Raw genomic sequence first — 21,354 nt, forward strand, 5'->3', positions numbered from 1 at the left:
TAATAACTGCATTTTCATTGATTAACTAATTAGTTATTAGAAGAAAGTCATACTTGTAGGGATAAAATAAAAAAGGCCATATGATTCATATGGCCTTTGGGATATTAGAAATAAAACAGATTAAAAGATGGATTAGCCACGATCTTCCCACTCTTGGGCACGAGCTACGGCTTTTTTCCATCCCTCGTATTTGAAATTACGTTCCGTCGTTTCAATACCTGGTTTGAATACACGCTCAATGGTCGCCTTGCTCTGTAACTCATCAAGATTACTCCAGAAACCAACGGCTAAGCCTGCAAGGTAAGCGGCTCCCAATGCAGTGCTTTCTCGCACTTCAGGGCGTTCAACAGGAGTACCTAAAATATCTGACTGGAATTGCATTAAGAAGTTATTGGCGACAGCGCCACCATCAACACGTAGTGCTTTTAAGCGCTCACCTGAATCTGCTTGCATTGCATCAAGTACATCACGGGTTTGATAAGCGATAGATTCTAATGTTGCACGGATAATATGGTTGCGGTTTGCACCACGTGTCAGGCCAAAAATAGCACCGCGCGCATATGGGTCCCAATATGGAGCTCCCAAACCAGTAAAGGCAGGAACAACATACACACCATTGCTGTCTTTCACTTTAGTGGCAAAGTACTCTGAGTCTGTTGATTCATCAATTAATTTCAATTCATCACGCAGCCATTGGATAGAGGCACCTCCGACAAATACAGCGCCTTCAAGTGCATAATTGACTTCACCTTTTGGGCCACACGCGATAGTCGTCAGTAGGCCATGATTTGAACGTACAGCAGTCTCTCCCGTGTTCAGAAGTAGGAAACAGCCTGTTCCATAGGTATTTTTGGCCATTCCTGATTTGACACACAGTTGGCCATACAGAGCGGCTTGTTGGTCTCCCGCCATTCCTGAAATTGGAATACGAGTCCCACCTTTCCCCCCAATATTGGTTTGCCCGTAGACTTCGGAAGAAGGGCGCACTTCAGGAAGCATTGCTCGTGGAATATTGAGCGCTTTGAGAATTTTGTCATCCCACTCGAGGTTACGGATATTGAACAACATGGTTCGAGAGGCATTGGTATAGTCGGTGACATGAACACGCCCTTGTGTCATTTTCCAAACGAGCCAAGTATCGACAGTTCCAAACAGTAACTCCCCTTTTTCAGCTCGCTCACGTGCACCTTCAACATGATCTAAAATCCATTTGACTTTTGTACCGGAGAAATATGGGTCAACAACCAGACCGGTGTTTTGGCGAATATACTCTTCTAAATCGCGGTCATTTTGTTTCAGATGGGTACAAAAGTCAGCAGTACGGCGACATTGCCACACAATTGCATTATAAACAGGCTTACCTGTGGCTTTTTCCCAAACAATAGTGGTTTCACGTTGGTTAGTGATCCCAATCCCAGCGACTTCATCGGTACGGATATCCGCTTTAGCGAGTACTTCCACTAGTGTTGAGCTTTGTGATGCCCAAATTTCCATTGGGTCATGTTCCACCCAACCTGGCTTAGGATAAATTTGGGTGAATTCACGTTGTGAAATACTGACAATATTCGCATCATGGTCGAGTACGACAGCACGTGAGCTGGTTGTGCCTTGGTCGAGTGCAACAATATACTTTTTCGCAATAGTGGTTTCAGTAGTCATAATTTAAGCCTGTTCCGAGGATTTGGTGTTTTTAACGGATAATTTTTCTGTTTTGGTCTCTTCTTCACATACCATGCAAGGTAAGTGGCGACCAATCAGTTTGCGATAGGCGAATGCGCCTAGCAGACCACCAACAATAGGTGCTGTCAATGGGACAAGGAAATAAGGAATATCGCGGCCACCAGTCAGAGCGATATCACCCCAACCAGCGAGATAAGCGACAACCTTTGGACCAAAGTCACGAGCAGGGTTGAGTGCGAACCCAGTGAGCGCGCCAAATGACCCACCGATAACAGCAATCAAAATACCGATTAACAATGGTGCAAGTGGGCCACGTGGGACACCATTGCCATCATCGGTTAGCGCGAGTATTAAGCAAACAAGAATGGCCGCAATAATGACCTCAATAAAGAATGCATGAGGAACACTAATTTGTGGTGCTGGGTAGGTTGAGAAAACACCCGCAGTAAATAAGCTTTCTTGTGAGCCTCTAATGATGTGATGAACTTGATCGTAATCGAAAAATACAGGGGAATACATTGAGTAAACTAATGCGGCAGCAAAGAAGCCACCTAGCATCTGTGCGATGATATAAGGAACAACTTTGCGCTTATCAAAACACGCGAATAGCCATAGTGCGAGAGTAACGGCTGGGTTTAGATGGGCACCCGAGGTGCCAGCGGTTAGGTAAACGGCTAAAGCAACGCCAAAGCCCCATATAATACTAATTTCCCACAAGCCTAGTTGTGCGCCCGCTATTCTAACGGCAGCAACACAACCTAGACCAAAAAAGACCAGTAGCGCAGTCCCTAAAAACTCTGAGATGCACTGACCCGTGAGTGATGTAGTCGTCATTTGGCTCATATGTTTCTATCCTACGAAAATGAAAAATATTGTAATGTTTTTTTAAGTTAAGATTTTCTAATCGAAAATCATTAACTGTAAATTTATCGTTAAAGAACATAAACGAGAAATATCGAAATTGAAAAGTGTGTGTTACATCACTAAAGCGAAACAAAACAATCAAAAATAGTGATGGATTCGACCTTTGTGATGTGATCTGACCAGTGTTTTTTAATGAAGGTTATTACGATTCAGAAGGAAGGAACTGGACACAGAGGATCATGCTACTTACAATCGTGTAAAAGCTGATAAGGGAGACCAGAATTATGTCATTTGAAGTATTTGAGAAACTAGAATCCAAAGTGCAACAAGCGATTGATACAATCACACTGTTACAAATGGAAATCGATGAATTAAAAGATAAAAATGGTGCGTTAAGCCAAGAGCTTGAAACAGCAAAATCAGGCACGGATTCACTGGTGCGTGAAAATGAACAGTTAAAACAAGAGCAGCAAGCTTGGCAGGAGCGTTTACGGACTTTACTCGGTAAGATGGAAGAAGTGTAATTTCTCGTCATACTTCGCGTTGTAGGGGTGTTGGCTTCGTCTCTTCGCCCTAGTCACATACTTATGTATGCTCCTAGGGTCTTATCGACTTTGCCGCCTACCTACAACACGAATTATTTAGAGAAATTTTTGTTATATCTCGCATTGTAGGGGTGTTGGCTTCGTCTCTTCGCCCTAGTCACATACTCATGTATGCTCCTAGGGTCTTATCGACTTTGCCGCCTACCTACAACACGAATTATTTAGAGAAATCTTTGTTATATCTCGCATTGTAGGGTTTAGAGAAACTTTCGTCATACCTCGCGTAGTAGAGTATAAAAATAAGGGCTGCAAATTATTGCAGCCCTTATTTTTAGAATTTTTAACGGATTATGCGTCGATATTGTCATCTTCGACAAAACCGTTGTTCTCATAAGGTGTTAATGGCTCTTCAGAAAGGATAATACCGGTGTTATCGGCATAAAGGTAATCACCTGAAAAGAAAGTCACACCGCCGAAATTAACACGAATATCACTTTCACCGATGCCTTCATCCGGACAGCCCGCCGGCATCGCAGCAATAGCTTGAATACCGAGGTCGAGTTCCATCAGGGTATCTACCTGACGAACCGCACCGTAAACCACAATTCCTTCCCAGTGGTTATCAACAGCTAGCCTTGCAATTTCAGCATCAATAAGTGCCTTACGGACAGAACCGCCCCCATCAACGAGTAGGATACGCCCTGTACCATCCTCTTCCAGCAAATCATACACTAGGCCGTTATCTTCAAAACACTTAACTGTAATGATTTGACCGCCAAATGAAGTACGTCCACCAAAATTGGAGAAAAGGGGTTCTACCACGTTGACGCTTTCTTGGTAAATATCGCAGAGTTCGGAAGTATCATATTTCATAGGAGTTAGGTCTTTTTTGCTGCAAGAGGCAACCAGTATATCCCTTTTGAACCGTACTTGGCAAAGTTACCCGCCTAAAAATAGGCGGAAAAAGTCAAAAAAACGACAAATAGTGAATATTATTTGCTCATTACGACGCCGATGGAAAATAAAACGTTGGTCACGAGTGCAGCTTTCACCATATTTTCCAATAGAGGGCGCATACCTTCGGGGGTTGGGTCGCTGAGAACACGGCGTAAATGGTTCATTAGCATTGGTACGGCGAGTAAAAATAGCCAACCGCTCCAGCCGTGTAAATAAATTAGATTAAAAAAGGCCAAACATAAAATAGCCGCAACAATAATAATGGTGTGATAAATTCGAGCCCCTTGGGGACCTAAGCGTACCGCTAAGGTATTTTTACCTGCTTTAATATCATTTTCGATATCACGCATATTATTGATATTCAATACTGCGACAGAGAGCAACCCACAAGCCGTTGCGGGTAGGACAGTGATGATATTAAAACTATTTGCTTGTAAATAATAAGTCCCAATAACACTTAGCCAGCCAAAGAAGATTAAAACAGAAATATCCCCTAACCCTAGGTAGCCATACGGTTTCTTGCCTACGGTATAGGTAATAGCAGCGACGATAGCAATAAGCCCTAATGCGACAAAACCAATGGCATCCTCGGGTTTTTCGCATGCGACAATAATTAACAGTAAGCCGGAAAGACAGGCCGCCGTAATATTTAGCTTCAGTGCCTTTTTCATATCCGCTTGCGTGATAACGCCTTTTTGCATGCCACGTAATGGACCAATACGTTCAGCCGTATCAGAGCCTTTGACCGCATCACCATAGTCATTCGCAAGGTTAGATAAAATCTGTAATAAACCCGCTGTGATAAGTGCTAATAAAGCGACAGGCCATTTAAAATTATTAGTTAAATAAGCGAGTGCAGAGCCTGTCACAATCGCAATCACCCCTAATGGTAGGGTTTTAGGGCGGAGACTTTCAATCCAAGCTTGTTTACGACTTATTGTTGAGGATGTCGACTGCATGCAGTTACCTATAATTCAAACTCTTTAGAGATGTGATCTTTATAATTTAATAACCCATCATATAGAGAGATACCTGAGTATTTTCAATGTAATGGGCAGAATATTTCATAGAAAAAAGTGCAGCGATAAAAGCTGCACTTTAGTCGATGTATATTAAGGATACATGAAAACCAGATAATTAATAAGATTATAAAATAAATCTACTCAAGTCTTCATCTGCCACCAGCTCATCTAAGTGCTGTCTGACATAGTCTGCATCGATTTGGATAGTTTGCCCGTTACGGTCACTGGCATCGAAAGAAATATCTTCCATTAAGCGTTCAAGCACTGTGTGTAAGCGACGAGCACCAATATTTTCGGTTGACTCATTCACTTGCCATGCAGATTCTGCAATTTTACGAATACCGTCAGTCGTGAATTCAATATTCACGCCTTCTGTTGCCATCAGCGCTTTATACTGTTCAGTTAATGAGGCATTTGGCTCAGTCAAAATACGTACAAAATCTTCAGTTGTCAGAGCTTGTAGCTCAACGCGAATTGGCAAGCGGCCTTGGAGTTCAGGGATTAAGTCTGATGGGCTCGAAACTTGGAATGCACCTGAAGCAATAAACAGAATATGGTCAGTTTTGACCATGCCGTGCTTAGTGGAAATGGTACAGCCTTCGATTAATGGCAGTAAATCACGTTGAACTCCTTCACGGGATACATCTGGCCCCGAACTTTGGCCACCGCGTTTACAAATTTTGTCGAACTCATCGATGAAGACGATACCATTCTGTTCAACCGCTTCAATCGCTTGTTCTTTTAGCTCTTCAGGGTTGACTAATTTAGCCGCTTCTTCTTCAACTAGCAGTTTGAATGCCTCTTTGATTTTCATCTTACGAGGTTTCTGTTTTTGGCCTGCTAGGTTTTGGAACATGGATTGTAACTGGTTAGTCATCTCTTCCATGCCTGGAGGTGCCATAATTTCAACACCCATAGGGGATGCAGCGACTTCGATTTCAATTTCTTTATCGTCTAATTGGCCTTCACGTAATTTTTTACGGAATGCTTGGCGGGCTGGAGAATGCTCATCCGTTGGTTCAGATTGCCCCCAGTTATTTTTTGCTGGTGGGATAAGAACGTCTAAAATACGTTCTTCAGCCATTTCTTCGGCGCGATAGCGATTTTTTTCGATAGACTGTAAACGCACCATTTTAACGGCAGAGTCAGTTAAATCGCGAATAATCGAGTCAACTTCTTTACCAACATAGCCGACTTCAGTAAATTTGGTCGCTTCAACTTTGATAAATGGCGCATTGGCTAATTTTGCAAGGCGGCGGGCAATTTCAGTTTTACCTACCCCTGTTGGCCCAATCATCAAAATATTTTTTGGGGTGACTTCGTGTCGTAATACTTCGTTTAACTGCATACGGCGCCAGCGGTTACGCAGAGCAATCGCAACAGAACGTTTGGCTTTATTTTGGCCAATAATATGATTGTCGAGTTCGCTGACAATCTCGCGTGGAGTCATTTCGGACATACTAGCAATCCTTATGATTTTGAAGAAATTTCTTCAAAGTTGACATTATGGTTGGTGTAAATACAGATATCACCTGCAATAGCGAGCGCTTTTTCAGCGATTTCTTTAGCACTTAAGTCTGTATTTTCTAACAAAGCACGTGCGGCTGATTGTGCATATGGGCCACCGGAGCCAATCGCAATTAAGTCGTTTTCCGGTTGAACCACATCACCATTACCCGTAATGATCAGTGAAGTGTGTTCATCAGCGACAGCTAACAAGGCTTCTAATTTACGAAGCATGCGGTCGGTACGCCAATCTTTAGCAAGTTCAACGGCCGCTTTCGTTAAATGGCCTTGATGCAGTTCGAGTTTGCGCTCAAACAGTTCAAATAATGTGAATGCGTCTGCGGTGCCACCGGCAAATCCGGCAATGACTTTGTCGTTGTATAAACGGCGAACTTTGCGGACATTGCCTTTCATGACGGTATTACCCATCGTCGCCTGTCCATCACCACCAATTACGACCTGGCCATTACGGCGAACACTTACGATTGTTGTCATGAGTTAGCCCCTGGTTTTATTACAAAAAAGAATGCGGTTGAATGTGATTTTCAAAAGATTAAATTCAAGTGATAGTTGTCTAATTAACTATCACTTGAACTAGGTTGAAGACACAAAGTACCGCTCATGAGTACATTAAAACAGTACATGGGGGGGAAGGAGGAATTTTTCAACCCCCAGAAGCACGAAGAATACAACCGGAAACACCTGCACCTGCTGCACGGTCACGCATTTTTTCGGCAGTGGACTTGGAATAAGGTCCTAAAACGATACGGTGCCAACCTCCACCAGCGCTTACACGGCTTTCAATACCTGAGAATGCCAAAGTAGCTTGTACAGACTCGGCTTGTTCTGCTGTACGGAATGAACCACATTGAACAACCATATTTTGCAAGCTGTTTGTCGGTTTAGTGCTTGGTGCCGTTTGTGGTTGAGTTGCAGGCGCGGTTGGTTGAGCCTCAAGTTTTGGAGGGATATTGGCCGCCGGTTTACGTTGTACTGGCTCGATAGGTTGAGCAGGCTCATTGATGAGCACTTGTGAACGCGGTACTGGTTTACCGTTTGCAGGTATTTCTTGCAAGTTAGTGACAGGCTGGCGTCTGTCAGAATCAATTTGCTCTAATAGCTGGCGCTGTTCAGGTGTTAAATCTGATGGGCGCACAATATTATTCCCCGTGCTCGGCTGTTGAATATTTGGCATATCCACACCACGACGTTCGAGTTCCTTAATATAACGCCAACGTTCTTCAGGCTTTGGTGGAAGCGTACTACCCGGTGTTGTGGGAGTGGCTACCTGAGGTTGTGGTGTGTCCTTTTTATTTTGAGTGATATAAAACAGGCCGCCAACAAATAGCACGACAATCGTGACAGCAACAACCAATGTTGTCATTGGTAGTCCTTGTGCTTTCTTTGATTTACCTTTGCTTTTTTTACGGGCGGATGAGCGCCCTCGAGCTACATAATCTTTTTGTGCCACGCTATTAATTCACTAGTTATCAATTGTTAGTCATCATTTGGGTTAACATGTTACTTAACCTGAGCAACTTTGACTAGCTTTTAGGCGCTTTTGTGCTCTCTCTAATGATTAAATCAGAATCTAGGAGACGTGAGCCTGGATTAACATTGTGCCCATGAATCTGCTCGAGCAGTAATTGCATCGCATGATGGCCAATTTCAGCACGAGGTTGGTTGATAGTCGTTAGGGCTGGCAAGGTGTATTTTGCTTGCTCTAAGTTATCGAAACCAACAAAAGAAAGGTCATCAGGGAGCTTTAAGCCCATTTTTTTCGCTTGCCACATCGCACCAATTGCCATGATATCACTATGGCAAAAGATAGCTGTCGGTGGTTCAGGAAGTGACATCAATGTTTTCACTGCTTCAGCGCCACCCTCATGGGTAAAATCACCACGAATAATATAATTTTCACGCAGTTTTTCACCTGTGCGTAACATGGCTTTTTTATAACCTTCTAAACGATATTGGCTTAAAGGCATATGGTCAGGGCCTGCAATACAAGCGATCAGTTTATGGCCTTGTTTTTGTAGGTAATGTGTTGCGTTAAATGCGGCGGTGAGGTTATCGATATGTACGGTAGGCAGTTTTAGCTCAGGTGCGAACTCATTGGCCATCACAATTGGAGGGAGGTTTTTTTGCTCTTCGGTTGAGATATCGAATGGAATATTGGAACCCAGTAAGACCATGCCATCAATTTGTTTGGTAATAATGAGATTAATAAAAGCATTTTCTTGTTTTTCTTGGTGTTTACAGTCCCCAATCAAAACAAAATAGCCTTCTTGAGCGGCAATTTCTTCAATGCCGCACACGACATCACTAAAGAAAGGGTCGCGAATATTAGGAACGAGTACAAGAATAGTCTTTGATTCATTGCGCTTATAGCTTCTAGCAAGGTTATGAGGATAATAGCCAACATCCATCACCGCTTGTTCGACTTTTTGGCGTGTTTGCAAAGAAACTTTTTCCGGGTTCATAAGTGTTCTAGACACCGTCGCTGTCGAAACGCCCGCGGCACTAGCAACATCTTTCATCGTTGCCGTGTTATTGTGTTTTTTACTTTCCACAACGCCTTCCTTAGATTGATTTAATCGTTTGCTTTTTTTGAATGGCGCAAGTACGTCATTATTAGTGGTTATTCTAATTGGTTTCTCAAGAATATCTGTTACCTAGTTTGCATAAAAAATGTGACTTGCGTCATTTTTTAGAGCTACTTCGCAAATTTTGAAAATAATTCTAAGGGCAAAAAGATAAATGAAACTCAATGTGTATGAAAAATACTCAATTTGGTCGTTTAGAATTATATGGCAAATAATTCAAATTTATCAACATGCTGCAAAGACAATACTGGTATGGCCTATAAAGTTAAATGGTTAGGTAAAATGAATCCTTTAGCATTGATAATGAGTTAACAATCGGTCGGGTCCACATCGATGTTCCATTTTACTTTGCGACTTTCTGGTTGTTGAAGAATTTCTGGCAACAGTTTCGCCATAAATTGTTGTAAATAAAGCCGCGAAGGGTGTTGCAATAGCAATTGCCAGCGGAATCGCCCGCCACGTTTGGCTTGAATCGACGGCGAGGGGCCTAAAATCCACATTTTGGCATCACTTTGTGGATGTTCACTAATATATTGCCGTACATTTTGCAAAAATTGGCGCGAATCTTGGTTATTGTGGTCTTCTGAACGGATCAATATATGACTGGTGTAAGGTGGTAACATTGCGATTTGCCGTTCTTCCATCGCTTCTTGGGTAAATGCGTGATAGCCCTTTTCAAGAAGCGTGAGCAACAATGGGTGTTCGGGATGGTGGGTTTGCAAGAACACTTCACCTTGTTTACCAGCTCGTCCTGCTCGACCAGAAACTTGCACGTATAATTGAGCAAACCGTTCGGCTGCACGAAAATCACTCGAGAATAAAGCCCCGTCGACATCTAACAAGGCGACTAAGGTGACATCAGGGAAGTGGTGGCCCTTGGCTAACATCTGTGTGCCAATAAGAATTCTAGCCCCCCCTTCATGTACTTGGTTTAAATGCTGTTCCAGTTCCCCTTTACGGCTCGTGGTATCACGGTCAATACGGGTAACGGGGGTATCAGGGAACAGTTCACAAATCCCTTCCTCAAGTTGCTCCGTTCCCATTCCTACAGGCACTAAATGAGTTGAACCACATTGTGGGCACTGACGAGGAACCGGGCGCTGGCTATCACAATGGTGGCAGCGTAATTGATGAAAATTTTGGTGCAAGGTGTAATAGTGGTCACAGCGCTGGCACTCTGCAATCCAGCCACATTCATGGCAAATTAATGCAGGGGAATAACCACGACGATTTAAAAATAGAATGACTTGGTTGTTTTGTGCAAGGTGTTCTTTAATGTGTTGAATTAATAAGTGAGAAAGACCAAATTTTAACGGCTGGCCTTTTAAATCAATAAGGTGCTGAGCCGCAGGACGTGCATTACCTGCACGAATAGTGAGATTTAATTGCCGATACTTATGCTGCTGTACATTGAATAAGGTTTCTAGTGATGGCGTCGCAGTACCCATCACAATGGGAATATTGTTCTTTTTAGCGCGGAAAACAGCTAAGTCACGTGCATGATAACGCCAGCCATCTTGCTGTTTATATGAGCTGTCATGCTCTTCATCAATAATAATAATGCCAAGGCGGGCAAAAGGGGTGAACAGCGCTGAGCGAGTGCCAATAATAATGGCGTTTTGTCCTTGCTTAGTGCGTAACCAAACGGCTAAACGCTCGCTATCGTTCAACCCTGAGTGCAATACATCAACAGGCGCATTGAAGCGCTCGCGAAAACGGCTAATCGTTTGTGGGGTTAAGCCAATTTCAGGCACCAAAACTAAAGCTTGTTTACCTTGGGCAAGGACATTTTCCAATACACTCAGGTACACTTCCGTCTTACCGGATCCTGTGATCCCTGCGAGCAGCCATGGCGAAAATTGGTCATCTTCAGCACGTATAGCACCGACAGCGGTCGCTTGCTCACTATTAAGCCGCAACCTTTCCCCACAAACTGTAAAGCTTGGTTGCCACTTTTCGCTAGTCGGTTGAACGGGATGTAACTCAATATAAGCTTTCTTTTTCAATGCTTGCAGAGCACTTTCACTGATTTCAAGCTCACTCACTTGATGGCGATAAACGGCTCTACGACGCAAAAGTGCAAGAGCTTGTTGCTGCTTTGGGGAACGTTTTAGCTCATTAAGGTCAACGGCTAAGCCTTCATCCGTCACTTGCCATTGCCAAATAGGGGTAAATTCCGCAGGTTTACCTTGGCGCAATAGTGTGGGTAATGCGTGGAAGAGCACTTCACCTATTGGGTAATGATAGTATTGTGAAGACCACAGTAAGAGCTGCCAAATATCGTCAGGGAAGAGCGTTTGGTGGTCGAGAACCAGTTCGATGGCTTTTAATTTATCTTCAGCAAATTCGCTTTTATCGCTGTGCTTTACCACAATACCCAAGGCTTGGCGCTTGCCAAATGGCACCATAACACGGCTGCCAATCACTGGTAGTGGCATGTTATCAGGAAGGCGATAATCAAATGTGCGGTTTAAAGGGACAGGTAAAGCCACCTGAACGACGATCATATCTGGGTTTCCGTCTATTTTTTATGCGATAATGCGAGCGATTGTTGACTAGAGTACCACAAAATTTACTCGGTTTTCATTGCGTGATAAACAGAATTTCTGTATGATCCGCCGCCTTTGGTATCTATTTTTACCAATATATTAAATTCAATCAACACGACGTGTGGTGTCCGGCGTTAGGGCTGGAATGGCGACACGGCCTTAATAGAGGTTCTCCCATGAAAAAAGGTATTCACCCTAAATACGAAGAAGTTACTGCAACTTGTTCTTGCGGTAATGTAATGAAAATTAATTCAACTGCTGGTCACTCGCTGAACCTGGACGTTTGTGGTAACTGCCACCCGTTCTATACTGGTAAACAGCGTGATGTTGCGACTGGTGGTCGTGTTGATCGCTTCAACCAACGTTTCAGCATCCCAGGTTCTAAAAAATAATCGAACTTGTGAATGCGAAAAAAAAGGGAAACTGAGTTTCCCTTTTTTAATGCCTAAAATAAGTGTTTTTATGTCTAAATGAAGAAATTAGATGCGGTAAAGCACGGCGAACATAATATCATTATTCGTACTTTCACTTTAGACTTGAGCGCGTCGCCATCATCGTTATAGCTATCTTGAATAAAACATAAGAAAAGGCACTACGTCGCAAGGCGTGCGACGTAGTTAAAGTTTTGAGATACGTAATGGTGACTAATTGGGGCTAGTATTCCCACGTTTCAGGGTCGATACCTAATTCGCGCATAATTTCTTTTGCGGCTTCAGGGATCTCGTCATTACGTTCTTTACGTAAATCTTCATCATTTGGCAGTGGTTGGCCTGTGAATGCATGTAAAAAAGCTTCACACAGGAGCTCACTATTTGTCGCGTGTCGCAAGTTATTAATCTGACGACGAGTACGTTCGTCAGTTAAAATTTTTAGTACCTTCAAAGGGATAGATACTGTAATTTTTTTTACTTGCTCACTCTTTTTGCCATGTTCAGCATACGGACTGACATACTCACCATTCCATTCAGCCATGGGTTACCTTGGATATTTTCAATAATAATAAAAAATAATATGCATATTCTTTTTAATAGAAACTTAATCTAAGCCCTAAATCGAGAACGTCTGCATATATGTTAGACGTGACTTAACTTATTTTATCACAAGATATTATATAAAATTAACGAGTTAAGTTCACTTATGCGATTGACTATCAATTTACACATAATTATTAGGGCTGATTATTCCATTACTAGATATAAACGTAAAGAGGTTTAGACGTCTAGATATGTTGACGTCTAAACATCCGATGGGTATGATTTAGCCTATCACTGTTCAGGAGAAGCGTTTATGACTTACAAGCCGTCAACCATCGCAATTCATAATGGATTAAATGAAGACCAACAATTTGGTTGCGTCGTGCCTCCCATTTATTTATCCAGTACCTATAATTTTACTGACTTTAATGAACCGAGGGCTCATGATTATTCACGTCGTGGAAACCCGGGGCGTGATATTGTGCAAAAAACATTGGCACAACTTGAGGGTGGTAGTGGTTCGGTAATGACTAACAGTGGGATGTCTGCGCTTCACCTGTTATGTACAGTTTTTTTGCAACCGGGGGATTTACTCGTTGCGCCACATGACTGTTACGGCGGAAGCTATCGGTTATTTAATAGCCAAAGCCAGCGTGGGGCTTATCAGGTGCAATTTGTCGACCAAAGTGATGAATCTGCATTGCAGGCTGCATTAGCGAAAAAGCCCAAATTAGTGTTAATCGAAACACCCAGCAACCCACTATTAAGAATTTTTGATATACAGCATATTGCACAGTTGGCTCATGATGTAGGTGCATTAGTCGTTGTAGATAATACTTTTTTAAGCCCAATTTTGCAGCAGCCTCTTTCGCTCGGTGCAGATTTTGTGGTGCATTCATGCACTAAATACTTGAATGGCCATTCTGATATTGTTGCAGGGGTGGTGATTGCAAAAGAAGAAAAATGGGTAACAGAGCTTGCTTGGTGGGCGAATAATATTGGTGTTACTGGGGGCGCTTTTGATAGCTATCTACTATTGAGAGGTATTCGGACATTATCTCCACGTGTATTACAGCAACAGCAAAATGCACAAGAGATCGTAAAATATCTTAAATCACAGCCTTTAGTAAAAAAATTGTATTATCCTGCATTAGAAGATCACCCCGGGCACGAAATAGCAGTGAAACAGCAAAAAGGCTTTGGCGCGATGCTGAGTTTTGAATTTGCAGGTGATGAGCCACAACTTCGCCATTTTCTTCGTTCACTCAGCCTGTTTACACTAGCGGAGTCATTAGGTGGTGTGGAAACATTGATTTCCCATACGGCCACAATGACACATGCAGGTATGTCAGCAGAAGCCCGTGCGCAAGCGGGGATCACAGATAGCTTGCTAAGAATTTCAGTGGGGATTGAAGATCCTCAGGACTTAATCACAGACTTAGATCACGCATTTCAGGTTGCGGCACAACGTTAGCGGAGTTTTTTGATGAGTGTACTAACAGCGGTTGAGGTGGCTCCTTGCCACCGCCAGTTACATAAGTTTGGGGGCAGTAGTTTAGCCGATGCGAAGTGCTATCAACGCGTTGCAACAATTATGGCCAACTATAGCCAACCCGGTGATTTAATGGTGGTTTCTGCCGCAGGTAGTACAACAAATCAGTTGATTAGCTGGTTAAAGTTAAGCCAAAGTGATCGTATTTCGGCTCATCAAGCTCAGCAATCATTACGCCGCTATCAACTTGATTTAATTGAATCTCTTTTACCTGAACAAAAGGCTGCAGAGCTAAGCCAGTTATTTATTCACGATTTAGAGCGTTTAAGTGCATTGCTGGATCAACCCATAAATGATGCGATTTATGCAGAAGTGGTCGGGCACGGTGAAATTTGGTCTGCTCGCTTGATGGCAGAAGTGCTTGCCCAAGCCGATATGGCAAGTGCATGGCTCGATGCACGTTTATTTCTACGTGCGGAACGTGCGGCACAGCCACAAGTTGATGAAATACAGTCACGGTATTTGTTACAGCAACAGCTAACGCAATTACCTAACCGTCGTATTGTGGTAACAGGGTTTATTTCACGGAATCAGCAAGGTGAAACTGTATTACTCGGGCGCAATGGCAGTGATTATTCTGCAACACAAGTTGGTGCGTTGGCGGATGCTGCTAAAGTGACGATTTGGAGTGATGTCGCTGGGGTATATAGCGCGGATCCTCGCAAAGTGAAAGATGCGTGTTTGCTGCCTTTGTTACGTCTTGATGAAGCGAGTGAATTAGCGCGTTTAGCGGCTCCCGTTTTACATACACGGACTTTACAGCCTGTTTCTGTGAGCAACATTGATTTGCAATTAAGGTGTAGCTATCAACCCGAACAGGGTTCAACAAAAATTGAACGGGTGCTTGCATCAGGGGCTGGTGCGAAAATCGTGACTAGTCATGATGATGTGTGTCTGATTGAATTGCGTATCGCCGCGGGGCGTGATTTTAAACAAATCTGCAAAGATGTGGATTTATTACTTAAACGTGCTCAATTGCGCCCTTTGGCTCGCGGTATTCATCATGACCGTTCTTTACTGCAATTGTGCTATACCTCCGAGATTGTCGAAAGTGCCTTAAATACCCTTGAAGAAGCCGGTTTACCGGGGTCATTATCATTACGTGAAGGTTTTTCTCTGGTGGCATTAGTCGGTGCGGGGGTGTGTAAAAAACCGTTACATAGCCACCGTTTTTATGAGGAATTAAAAGGGCAACCTGTTGAATTTATTTGGCATTCAGAGGACGATATCAGTTTAGTTGCTGTTTTGCGTTCTAACCAAACGGAACATCTAATTAAAGGGATGCACCAAAGCTTATTCCGCGCAGAAAAACGCATCGGTTTAGTGTTATTTGGTAAAGGGAATATTGGCGCGCGTTGGTTAGAACTTTTTGCCGCGGAGCAACACAAAATTTCTGCACGTAGTGACTTTGATTTCGTCCTAGCTGGCGTAGTAGACAGCCGCCGTAGCTTACTGAATTACCAAGGGATTGACCCAAGTCGTGCACTAGCTTTCTTTGATGATGAAGCCGTAGAGCATGAGGACGATAGCCTATTTTTATGGATGCGTTCCCACCCTTATGATGATTTAGTGGTATTAGACGTCACAGCCAGTGAAACGTTGGCAGATGACTATGTAGATTTTGCCAGTTATGGTTTTCATGTGATTAGTGCAAATAAAATTGCGGGGGCGGCGCAAACGGCACAATATCGTCAAATTCGCGATGCGTTCGCAAAAACAGGTCGTCACTGGTTATATAACGCGACGGTAGGGGCAGGGCTACCGATTAACTATACAGTACGTGATTTAAAAGAAAGCGGTGACTCTATCCTGACTATCAGTGGTATTTTTTCTGGAACGCTATCATGGCTATTTTTACAGTTTGACGGCTCCATCCCATTTAGTGAGCTAGTAGAGCAAGCTTGGCAGCAAGGGTTAACTGAACCAGACCCACGTATTGACCTGTCGGGGCAAGATGTTATGCGCAAATTAATTATTTTAGCCCGTGAAGCGGGTTATGACATCGAGCCGGATGATGTGAGAGTTGAGTCTTTAGTGCCAAAACAAGCACAGGCAGGTTCTTTGGACGCATTTTTTGAAAACAGTGCGGTTATTAACGAGCAAATGCAGCAGCGCTTAGAAGCAGCGCAAGAACTTGGGTTAGTGCTACGTTATGTCGCACGGTTTGATGCGGTAAAAGGCAAGGCAAAAGTGGGGGTGGAAGCGGTGAAGCCGGAACATCCACTGGCCTCATTATTACCGGGTGACAATGTGTTTGCTATTGAAAGCCGTTGGTATCGAGATAACCCATTAGTGATCCGTGGGCCTGGAGCGGGGCGCGATGTGACTGCGGGGGCTATTCAATCGGATCTGAACCGACTCTCTCAACTTTTATAATCATTTATTCAGTGCATTGGTGTTCTCTTCGGTATTGAGGGCGCTAATGCATCATGAAGATTTTTAATTTATCCCTTCATTTTCTGTTTTTTATTCTGATGATTTAATTCTTAAACATTATTCATGTCTTAAAAGTGCTGAATCGACGATATATTGCGCTGAAACAATACTTAAATAAGAAAAATTAATAAAAATAAGGCTGTAATTAAATTTCAGAAAAATCCCCCAAAGTCATTTTTTTCTGATATGAATATACACTGAAGGGTAAATTTAGCGGCCTGCATCACAAAACGACAACTCTAACGCAGCCGACTGAAATTTTGTTACAGGAAACAGGTAGCAGTCTGTTAACCGTGAACCGTGCGGGAATGCATTCTGCCAGAAGCACAAGGTCAGGAGTCTCATGAATCAGCAATATTCCGCAATGCGCAGTAATGTCAGTATGCTGGGTAAGCTACTCGGCGATACCATCAAGGAAGCCTTAGGTGAGGACATACTCGACAAAGTTGAGTCCATTCGTAAGCTTTCCAAATCTTCTCGTGCAGGTAATGAAGTTCAGCGGCAAAAACTGCTGATGACATTACAAAATCTTTCTAATGATGAATTGCTACCCGTTGCAAGGGCATTTAACCAATTCTTAAACCTGACAAACGTCGCTGAGCAATACCACAGTATTTCGCCTCACGGCGAAGCGGCAAGTAACCCAGTAGCATTGAAAAATCTGTTTAGCCGATTAAAAGGCAAAAACTTCACTGATGGTGATATCCAAAAAGCAGTTGAACAGCTTTCAATTGAGCTGGTTTTAACGGCTCACCCAACGGAAATTGCTCGCCGTACGTTGATCCATAAATTAGTTGAGGTAAACAACTGTTTGTCACAACTCGACCATGATGACATTGCGGATTATGAACGCAATAATATCATGCGCCGTTTGCGTCAATTGGTGGCTCAATCATGGCATACCGATGAAATTCGTAAAATTCGCCCAACACCCATTGATGAAGCTAAATGGGGTTTTGCTGTTGTGGAAAATTCATTGTGGGAAGGAGTTCCTGCTTTCTTACGTGAATTTAACGAACAACTTGAGGACTCTATTGGGGCAGTATTACCGGTTGAAGCCAATCCTATTCGTTTTACCTCATGGATGGGTGGAGACCGTGATGGTAACCCGAACGTAACTGCGGATGTGACTCGCCAAGTTCTATTGCTGAGTCGCTGGAAAGCGGCAGACTTATTCCTCAAAGATATTCAAGTATTGGTTTCAGAACTTTCGATGACGGAAGCGACCCCAGAGCTGCGTGCGCTAGCTGGGGGGGATGACGTTGATGAGCCTTATCGCCAAATCGCGAAAAATTTACGTAGCCAACTATTTTCGACGCTAGAGTACTTAGAGCGCCGTGTAAAAGGCGAGCAAGTTTTACCACCGGCAGACTTATTGGTGGATAATGCTCAATTATGGGACCCGCTATACGCGTGCTACCAATCATTAATTGCCTGCAATATGAAAATTATTGCTAATGGTCAGTTGTTGGATACTCTGCGCCGTATTCGTAGCTTTGGTTTGCAACTGGTACGTATTGATGTGCGCCAAGAAAGTACTCGTCACACTGAAGCCATTGCAGAGCTCACTCAGTATTTAGGGTTGGGTGATTACTCGCAGTGGTCAGAAGAGGAAAAACAACAGTTCTTGCTGGAAGAACTACAATCTTTACGCCCACTTATCCCGCAAGATTGGCAGCCGAGTGCAGAAACACAGGAAGTGTTTGAAACTTGTCGAGTGATTGCGAAAGCCAAAAATGATTCTGTTGCGGCTTATGTTATTTCAATGGCGAAAGTCCCATCAGATGTGTTGGCGGTTAAATTACTGCTAAAAGAGAATGGGGCGTCAGTCCGCTTACCCGTCGCGCCACTATTCGAAACACTGGAAGATTTAAATAACGCAGAAAGTGTGATGACCAAGCTGTTAAGCATTGAGTGGTATCGCAACCTTATCGATGATCGCCAAATGGTGATGATTGGTTACTCGGATTCTGCTAAAGATGCAGGGGTAATGGCAGCTTCATGGGCGCAGTATCGCGCGCAAGATGCACTGATTAAATTGTGTGAGAAAGAAGGTGTCACACTGACATTATTCCATGGGCGTGGCGGCACAATTGGCCGCGGTGGTGCGCCTGCACATTCTGCATTACTTTCTCAACCGCCGGGTAGTTTAAAAGGAGGGTTGCGGGTAACCGAGCAAGGCGAGATGATCCGTTTTAAATTCGGTTTACCGCAAGTTACCATTAGCAGCCTTGCGTTATACGCCAGTGCTATATTAGAAGCGAACCTTTTACCGCCACCAGAGCCAAAAGATGAGTGGAAGTCCGTGATGGATTCGCTATCTGATGTGTCTTGTGCGATGTACCGTGATTATGTACGTGAACAACCGGATTTTGTGCCTTATTTCCGTGCCGCAACACCGGAGCTAGAGCTAGGTAAATTACCGCTTGGGTCGCGTCCTGCAAAACGCCGCCCAACTGGTGGTGTGGAAACTTTGCGTGCGATCCCATGGATTTTTGCATGGACGCAAAACCGCTTAATGTTACCCGCATGGTTAGGGGCAGGAGCGGCGCTAAAACATGTCATTGAGAAAGAAGGCAAACAAGCCATTCTTGATGAAATGTGGCAGCAGTGGCCATTCTTTAATACGCGTATTGCGATGTTAGAAATGGTTTATGCAAAAGCAGATTTATGGCTGGCGGAATATTACGACCACCGCTTGGTGGAAGAGCGCTTATGGCCATTAGGGCAAAAACTGCGTGACCAGTTATCTGAAGATATTAAAAGCGTGTTGGCGGTTTCAAAAGATGAAGCGCTAATGGCGGATTTACCTTGGATAGCGGAATCCATCGCATTACGTAATGTTTATACTGACCCATTAAATGTCTTACAAGCAGAGCTTTTACACCGCTCCCGCCAACAAGAGCAGCCCGACCCACGTGTCGAGCAAGCCTTGATGGTGACGATTGCTGGTGTGGCAGCAGGCATGCGTAATACGGGTTAGTTTGTTGATTTTTAAAGTACTTGAATAATATGAGGGCTACCAAATGGTAGCCCTCATTATTTTTACGGGTTATTACGAGTTGGATGAACTATCGTCTGGTTTATCATGATGAATTAAGTGATATGCAGAGCGGGCTCGAGGGTGAATAAAGAAATGGTTAGCTGGCGCATTATGCGTTTTGATATGCACCATAGAGACGTTGGTGGATTTTCCGGCTTTATTGTGGAATGCATAAATCACAAAAGGCAGCAGGAAGATAATCACAAAACTGACCGCGAGCAGCGTCACGTAAGTCGTATCATCTGCCCCGCCCGGCAATGAACTTGGCGGGAAGAATGACACCACAAATGCCAGAATTGAGATCACTAACCCAACAAACGCGATTAACAATTTAAAGCTTTTACCACCTGGAACGTTGAATGCCCGTTTTTTATCAGATTGTTTGCAGACTAAATGCATATAACCGAGGAACAGCATAAAGTAGCTACACAGATAAATAACAACGGTTAATGCCAGGGCTATCAGGAAGGACATATTCCCGCCACCACCCGTGTTAGTGAGGACAATAATCGCCACCGTGGTGATCAGTAATTGGGAAATCACTAGCGTGACTGGCACGCCATTTTTATTCACTTTGGCAAAGCTTTTCGGCAGAATTCCTTTTTGTGCAGCGACATACATCCCACGGGAAGGTCCCACAATCCAAGAGGCAATTTCCGCTAATACGCCGAGTAATAGCAACGCGGCAATAATCCGTACTGCCCACTCTAAAGTGGAATTAAAGTGGGTAACGAGAACCTCAAAGGTTTGTACCACACCAGCAGATAAATTAATTTCACTGTTTGGGATCACCGCTGCTACCGATAACCCACCAATTGAGCTTAAACAAATTGCCGCTATCATGAGTAAAAACATCGCTGCGGGGTAATCTCGACCGGGGTTTTTCATTTCATTAACGTGAGTTGCTGAAGCTTCAACACCCATATAGCTCAAAATAAAGGCGACAAATACCACGAGTGTGCCAATTTTGGTGAAATCAGGAATAAAGGTTTCAGTACTAATTTCAATGGCCAATGGAGAGCCGCTGGCTAAATAGCTGATCGCTAGAAAGACCAAAATTAGCGCTGGAAGCAAGATGCCTGCGAAAAAACCGACTTTCGCAATCGTGGCAGTATATTTAGTTCCGCCAAATTGGGTGAAAGCCAATACCCAGAGAATAACAAGTGCCCCTATCGTTTTAGTGATTGGGTCTGTATTCAGTTCTGGCCAATTCAAAATATAAGACAGTGCCCCTAATACGAAATACAGCATAGGAATAAAGCCAATCGCAATTTGTAAATAACCAAATGAAATAGCGGCAAATCCCCAACGTTCGCCTAATGTATTAGAAACCCATGCAAATACACCACCTTCCTCCCAACCTTCTACGGTTGCCATTTCTGCGGCACACAATGCGACAGGAATAAACCACAATAATCCTCCTAATAGCAGGAAAAATACGAGGCTAAAGCCAGATGTTGCAAATGTTGGATATTCATAAACGGCCATCACCATTGATGCAGTGATGGCAAAAAAGCCAAGTAGTGTCAGTTGCTTTGCGGCTGGAGCTGTCGTTGTTGCCATACGAGTTCTCCTCAAATCGATAAACAATCTGCCTTTTCAGGGCGGATCTCAGTAGGA

At 43.5% G+C, this 21,354-nt stretch carries 16 protein-coding genes; 5 read left to right on the forward strand and 11 right to left on the reverse strand.

Annotated elements, in window-relative coordinates:
* Positions 1–132 precede the first annotated feature (132 nt).
* Positions 133–1,659 (reverse strand): glycerol kinase GlpK, encoded by a 1,527-nt coding sequence (glpK, locus tag PSF31_RS02195; RefSeq protein WP_004265295.1) that lies wholly within the window; start codon positions 1,657–1,659, stop codon positions 133–135.
* 3 nt (positions 1,660–1,662) lie between these two features.
* Positions 1,663–2,523 carry an MIP/aquaporin family protein gene (locus PSF31_RS02200; protein ID WP_004265297.1) on the reverse strand — a complete coding sequence of 287 codons (861 nt, stop codon included), beginning with the start codon at positions 2,521–2,523 and terminating at the stop codon, positions 1,663–1,665.
* A 305-nt stretch (positions 2,524–2,828) separates the two neighbouring features.
* Here PSF31_RS02200 and zapB point away from each other — a divergent pair, with 305 nt between their 5' ends.
* On the forward strand, positions 2,829–3,068 hold the full coding sequence (gene zapB / locus PSF31_RS02205; protein WP_004265299.1) for a cell division protein ZapB: 240 nt from the start codon (positions 2,829–2,831) through the stop codon (positions 3,066–3,068).
* Between the two features lie 369 nt (positions 3,069–3,437).
* Here zapB and rraA read toward each other — a convergent pair whose 3' ends face one another.
* The 7 genes from rraA to priA all read right to left on the reverse strand — a co-directional run bounded on the left by rraA (position 3,438) and on the right by priA (position 11,687).
* On the reverse strand, positions 3,438–3,962 hold the full coding sequence (rraA, locus tag PSF31_RS02210; protein WP_004265300.1) for a ribonuclease E activity regulator RraA: 525 nt from the start codon (positions 3,960–3,962) through the stop codon (positions 3,438–3,440).
* 119 nt (positions 3,963–4,081) lie between these two features.
* Positions 4,082–5,005 carry a 1,4-dihydroxy-2-naphthoate polyprenyltransferase gene (locus PSF31_RS02215; RefSeq protein WP_004265301.1) on the reverse strand — a complete coding sequence of 308 codons (924 nt, stop codon included), beginning with the start codon at positions 5,003–5,005 and terminating at the stop codon, positions 4,082–4,084.
* Between the two features lie 187 nt (positions 5,006–5,192).
* On the reverse strand, positions 5,193–6,527 hold the full coding sequence (gene hslU, locus PSF31_RS02220) for an HslU--HslV peptidase ATPase subunit (protein ID WP_004265302.1): 1,335 nt from the start codon (positions 6,525–6,527) through the stop codon (positions 5,193–5,195).
* Between the two features lie 11 nt (positions 6,528–6,538).
* The gene (gene hslV, locus PSF31_RS02225) at positions 6,539–7,069 is read right to left on the reverse strand and encodes an ATP-dependent protease subunit HslV (RefSeq protein WP_004265304.1); all 531 of its coding nucleotides are present in this window, start codon (positions 7,067–7,069) and stop codon (positions 6,539–6,541) included.
* Positions 7,070–7,238: 169 nt separating this feature from the next.
* The gene (gene ftsN / locus PSF31_RS02230) at positions 7,239–8,045 is read right to left on the reverse strand and encodes a cell division protein FtsN (protein WP_094961900.1); all 807 of its coding nucleotides are present in this window, start codon (positions 8,043–8,045) and stop codon (positions 7,239–7,241) included.
* 73 nt (positions 8,046–8,118) lie between these two features.
* Positions 8,119–9,147, reverse strand: a complete 1,029-nt coding sequence (gene cytR / locus PSF31_RS02235; protein ID WP_004265308.1) for a DNA-binding transcriptional regulator CytR — start codon at positions 9,145–9,147, stop codon at positions 8,119–8,121.
* 341 nt (positions 9,148–9,488) lie between these two features.
* A complete protein-coding gene (gene priA, locus PSF31_RS02240; protein ID WP_096863593.1) occupies positions 9,489–11,687 on the reverse strand; it encodes a primosomal protein N' in 2,199 nt (732 codons plus the stop codon).
* Positions 11,688–11,905: 218 nt separating this feature from the next.
* Between priA and rpmE the strand changes: the two genes are divergently transcribed.
* Entirely contained in the window at positions 11,906–12,121 is a 216-nt protein-coding gene (gene rpmE, locus PSF31_RS02245; protein ID WP_004265313.1) for a 50S ribosomal protein L31, read from the forward strand.
* A gap of 262 nt (positions 12,122–12,383) precedes the next feature.
* Here the strand turns inward: rpmE and metJ are convergent, their stop codons facing one another.
* Positions 12,384–12,701 carry a met regulon transcriptional regulator MetJ gene (gene metJ / locus PSF31_RS02250; protein WP_004265315.1) on the reverse strand — a complete coding sequence of 106 codons (318 nt, stop codon included), beginning with the start codon at positions 12,699–12,701 and terminating at the stop codon, positions 12,384–12,386.
* 315 nt (positions 12,702–13,016) lie between these two features.
* Here metJ and metB point away from each other — a divergent pair, with 315 nt between their 5' ends.
* The 3 genes from metB to ppc all read left to right on the forward strand — a co-directional run bounded on the left by metB (position 13,017) and on the right by ppc (position 19,674).
* Positions 13,017–14,177 carry a cystathionine gamma-synthase gene (gene metB / locus PSF31_RS02255; RefSeq protein ID WP_096863592.1) on the forward strand — a complete coding sequence of 387 codons (1,161 nt, stop codon included), beginning with the start codon at positions 13,017–13,019 and terminating at the stop codon, positions 14,175–14,177.
* 12 nt (positions 14,178–14,189) lie between these two features.
* Complete coding sequence (locus PSF31_RS02260; protein ID WP_096863591.1) at positions 14,190–16,631, forward strand: bifunctional aspartate kinase/homoserine dehydrogenase II; 2,442 nt, start codon at positions 14,190–14,192, stop codon at positions 16,629–16,631.
* A 403-nt stretch (positions 16,632–17,034) separates the two neighbouring features.
* Positions 17,035–19,674, forward strand: coding sequence for a phosphoenolpyruvate carboxylase (ppc, locus tag PSF31_RS02265; protein ID WP_094961902.1), 2,640 nt, complete (start codon positions 17,035–17,037; stop codon positions 19,672–19,674).
* A 72-nt stretch (positions 19,675–19,746) separates the two neighbouring features.
* Here ppc and gadC read toward each other — a convergent pair whose 3' ends face one another.
* Positions 19,747–21,297, reverse strand: coding sequence for a glutamate:gamma-aminobutyrate antiporter (gadC, locus tag PSF31_RS02270; protein WP_096863590.1), 1,551 nt, complete (start codon positions 21,295–21,297; stop codon positions 19,747–19,749).
* Positions 21,298–21,354 lie beyond the last annotated feature (57 nt).

This window comes from Providencia sp. PROV156 (assembly GCF_028480905.1).
Taxonomy (GTDB): Bacteria; Pseudomonadota; Gammaproteobacteria; order Enterobacterales; family Enterobacteriaceae; genus Providencia; species Providencia hangzhouensis.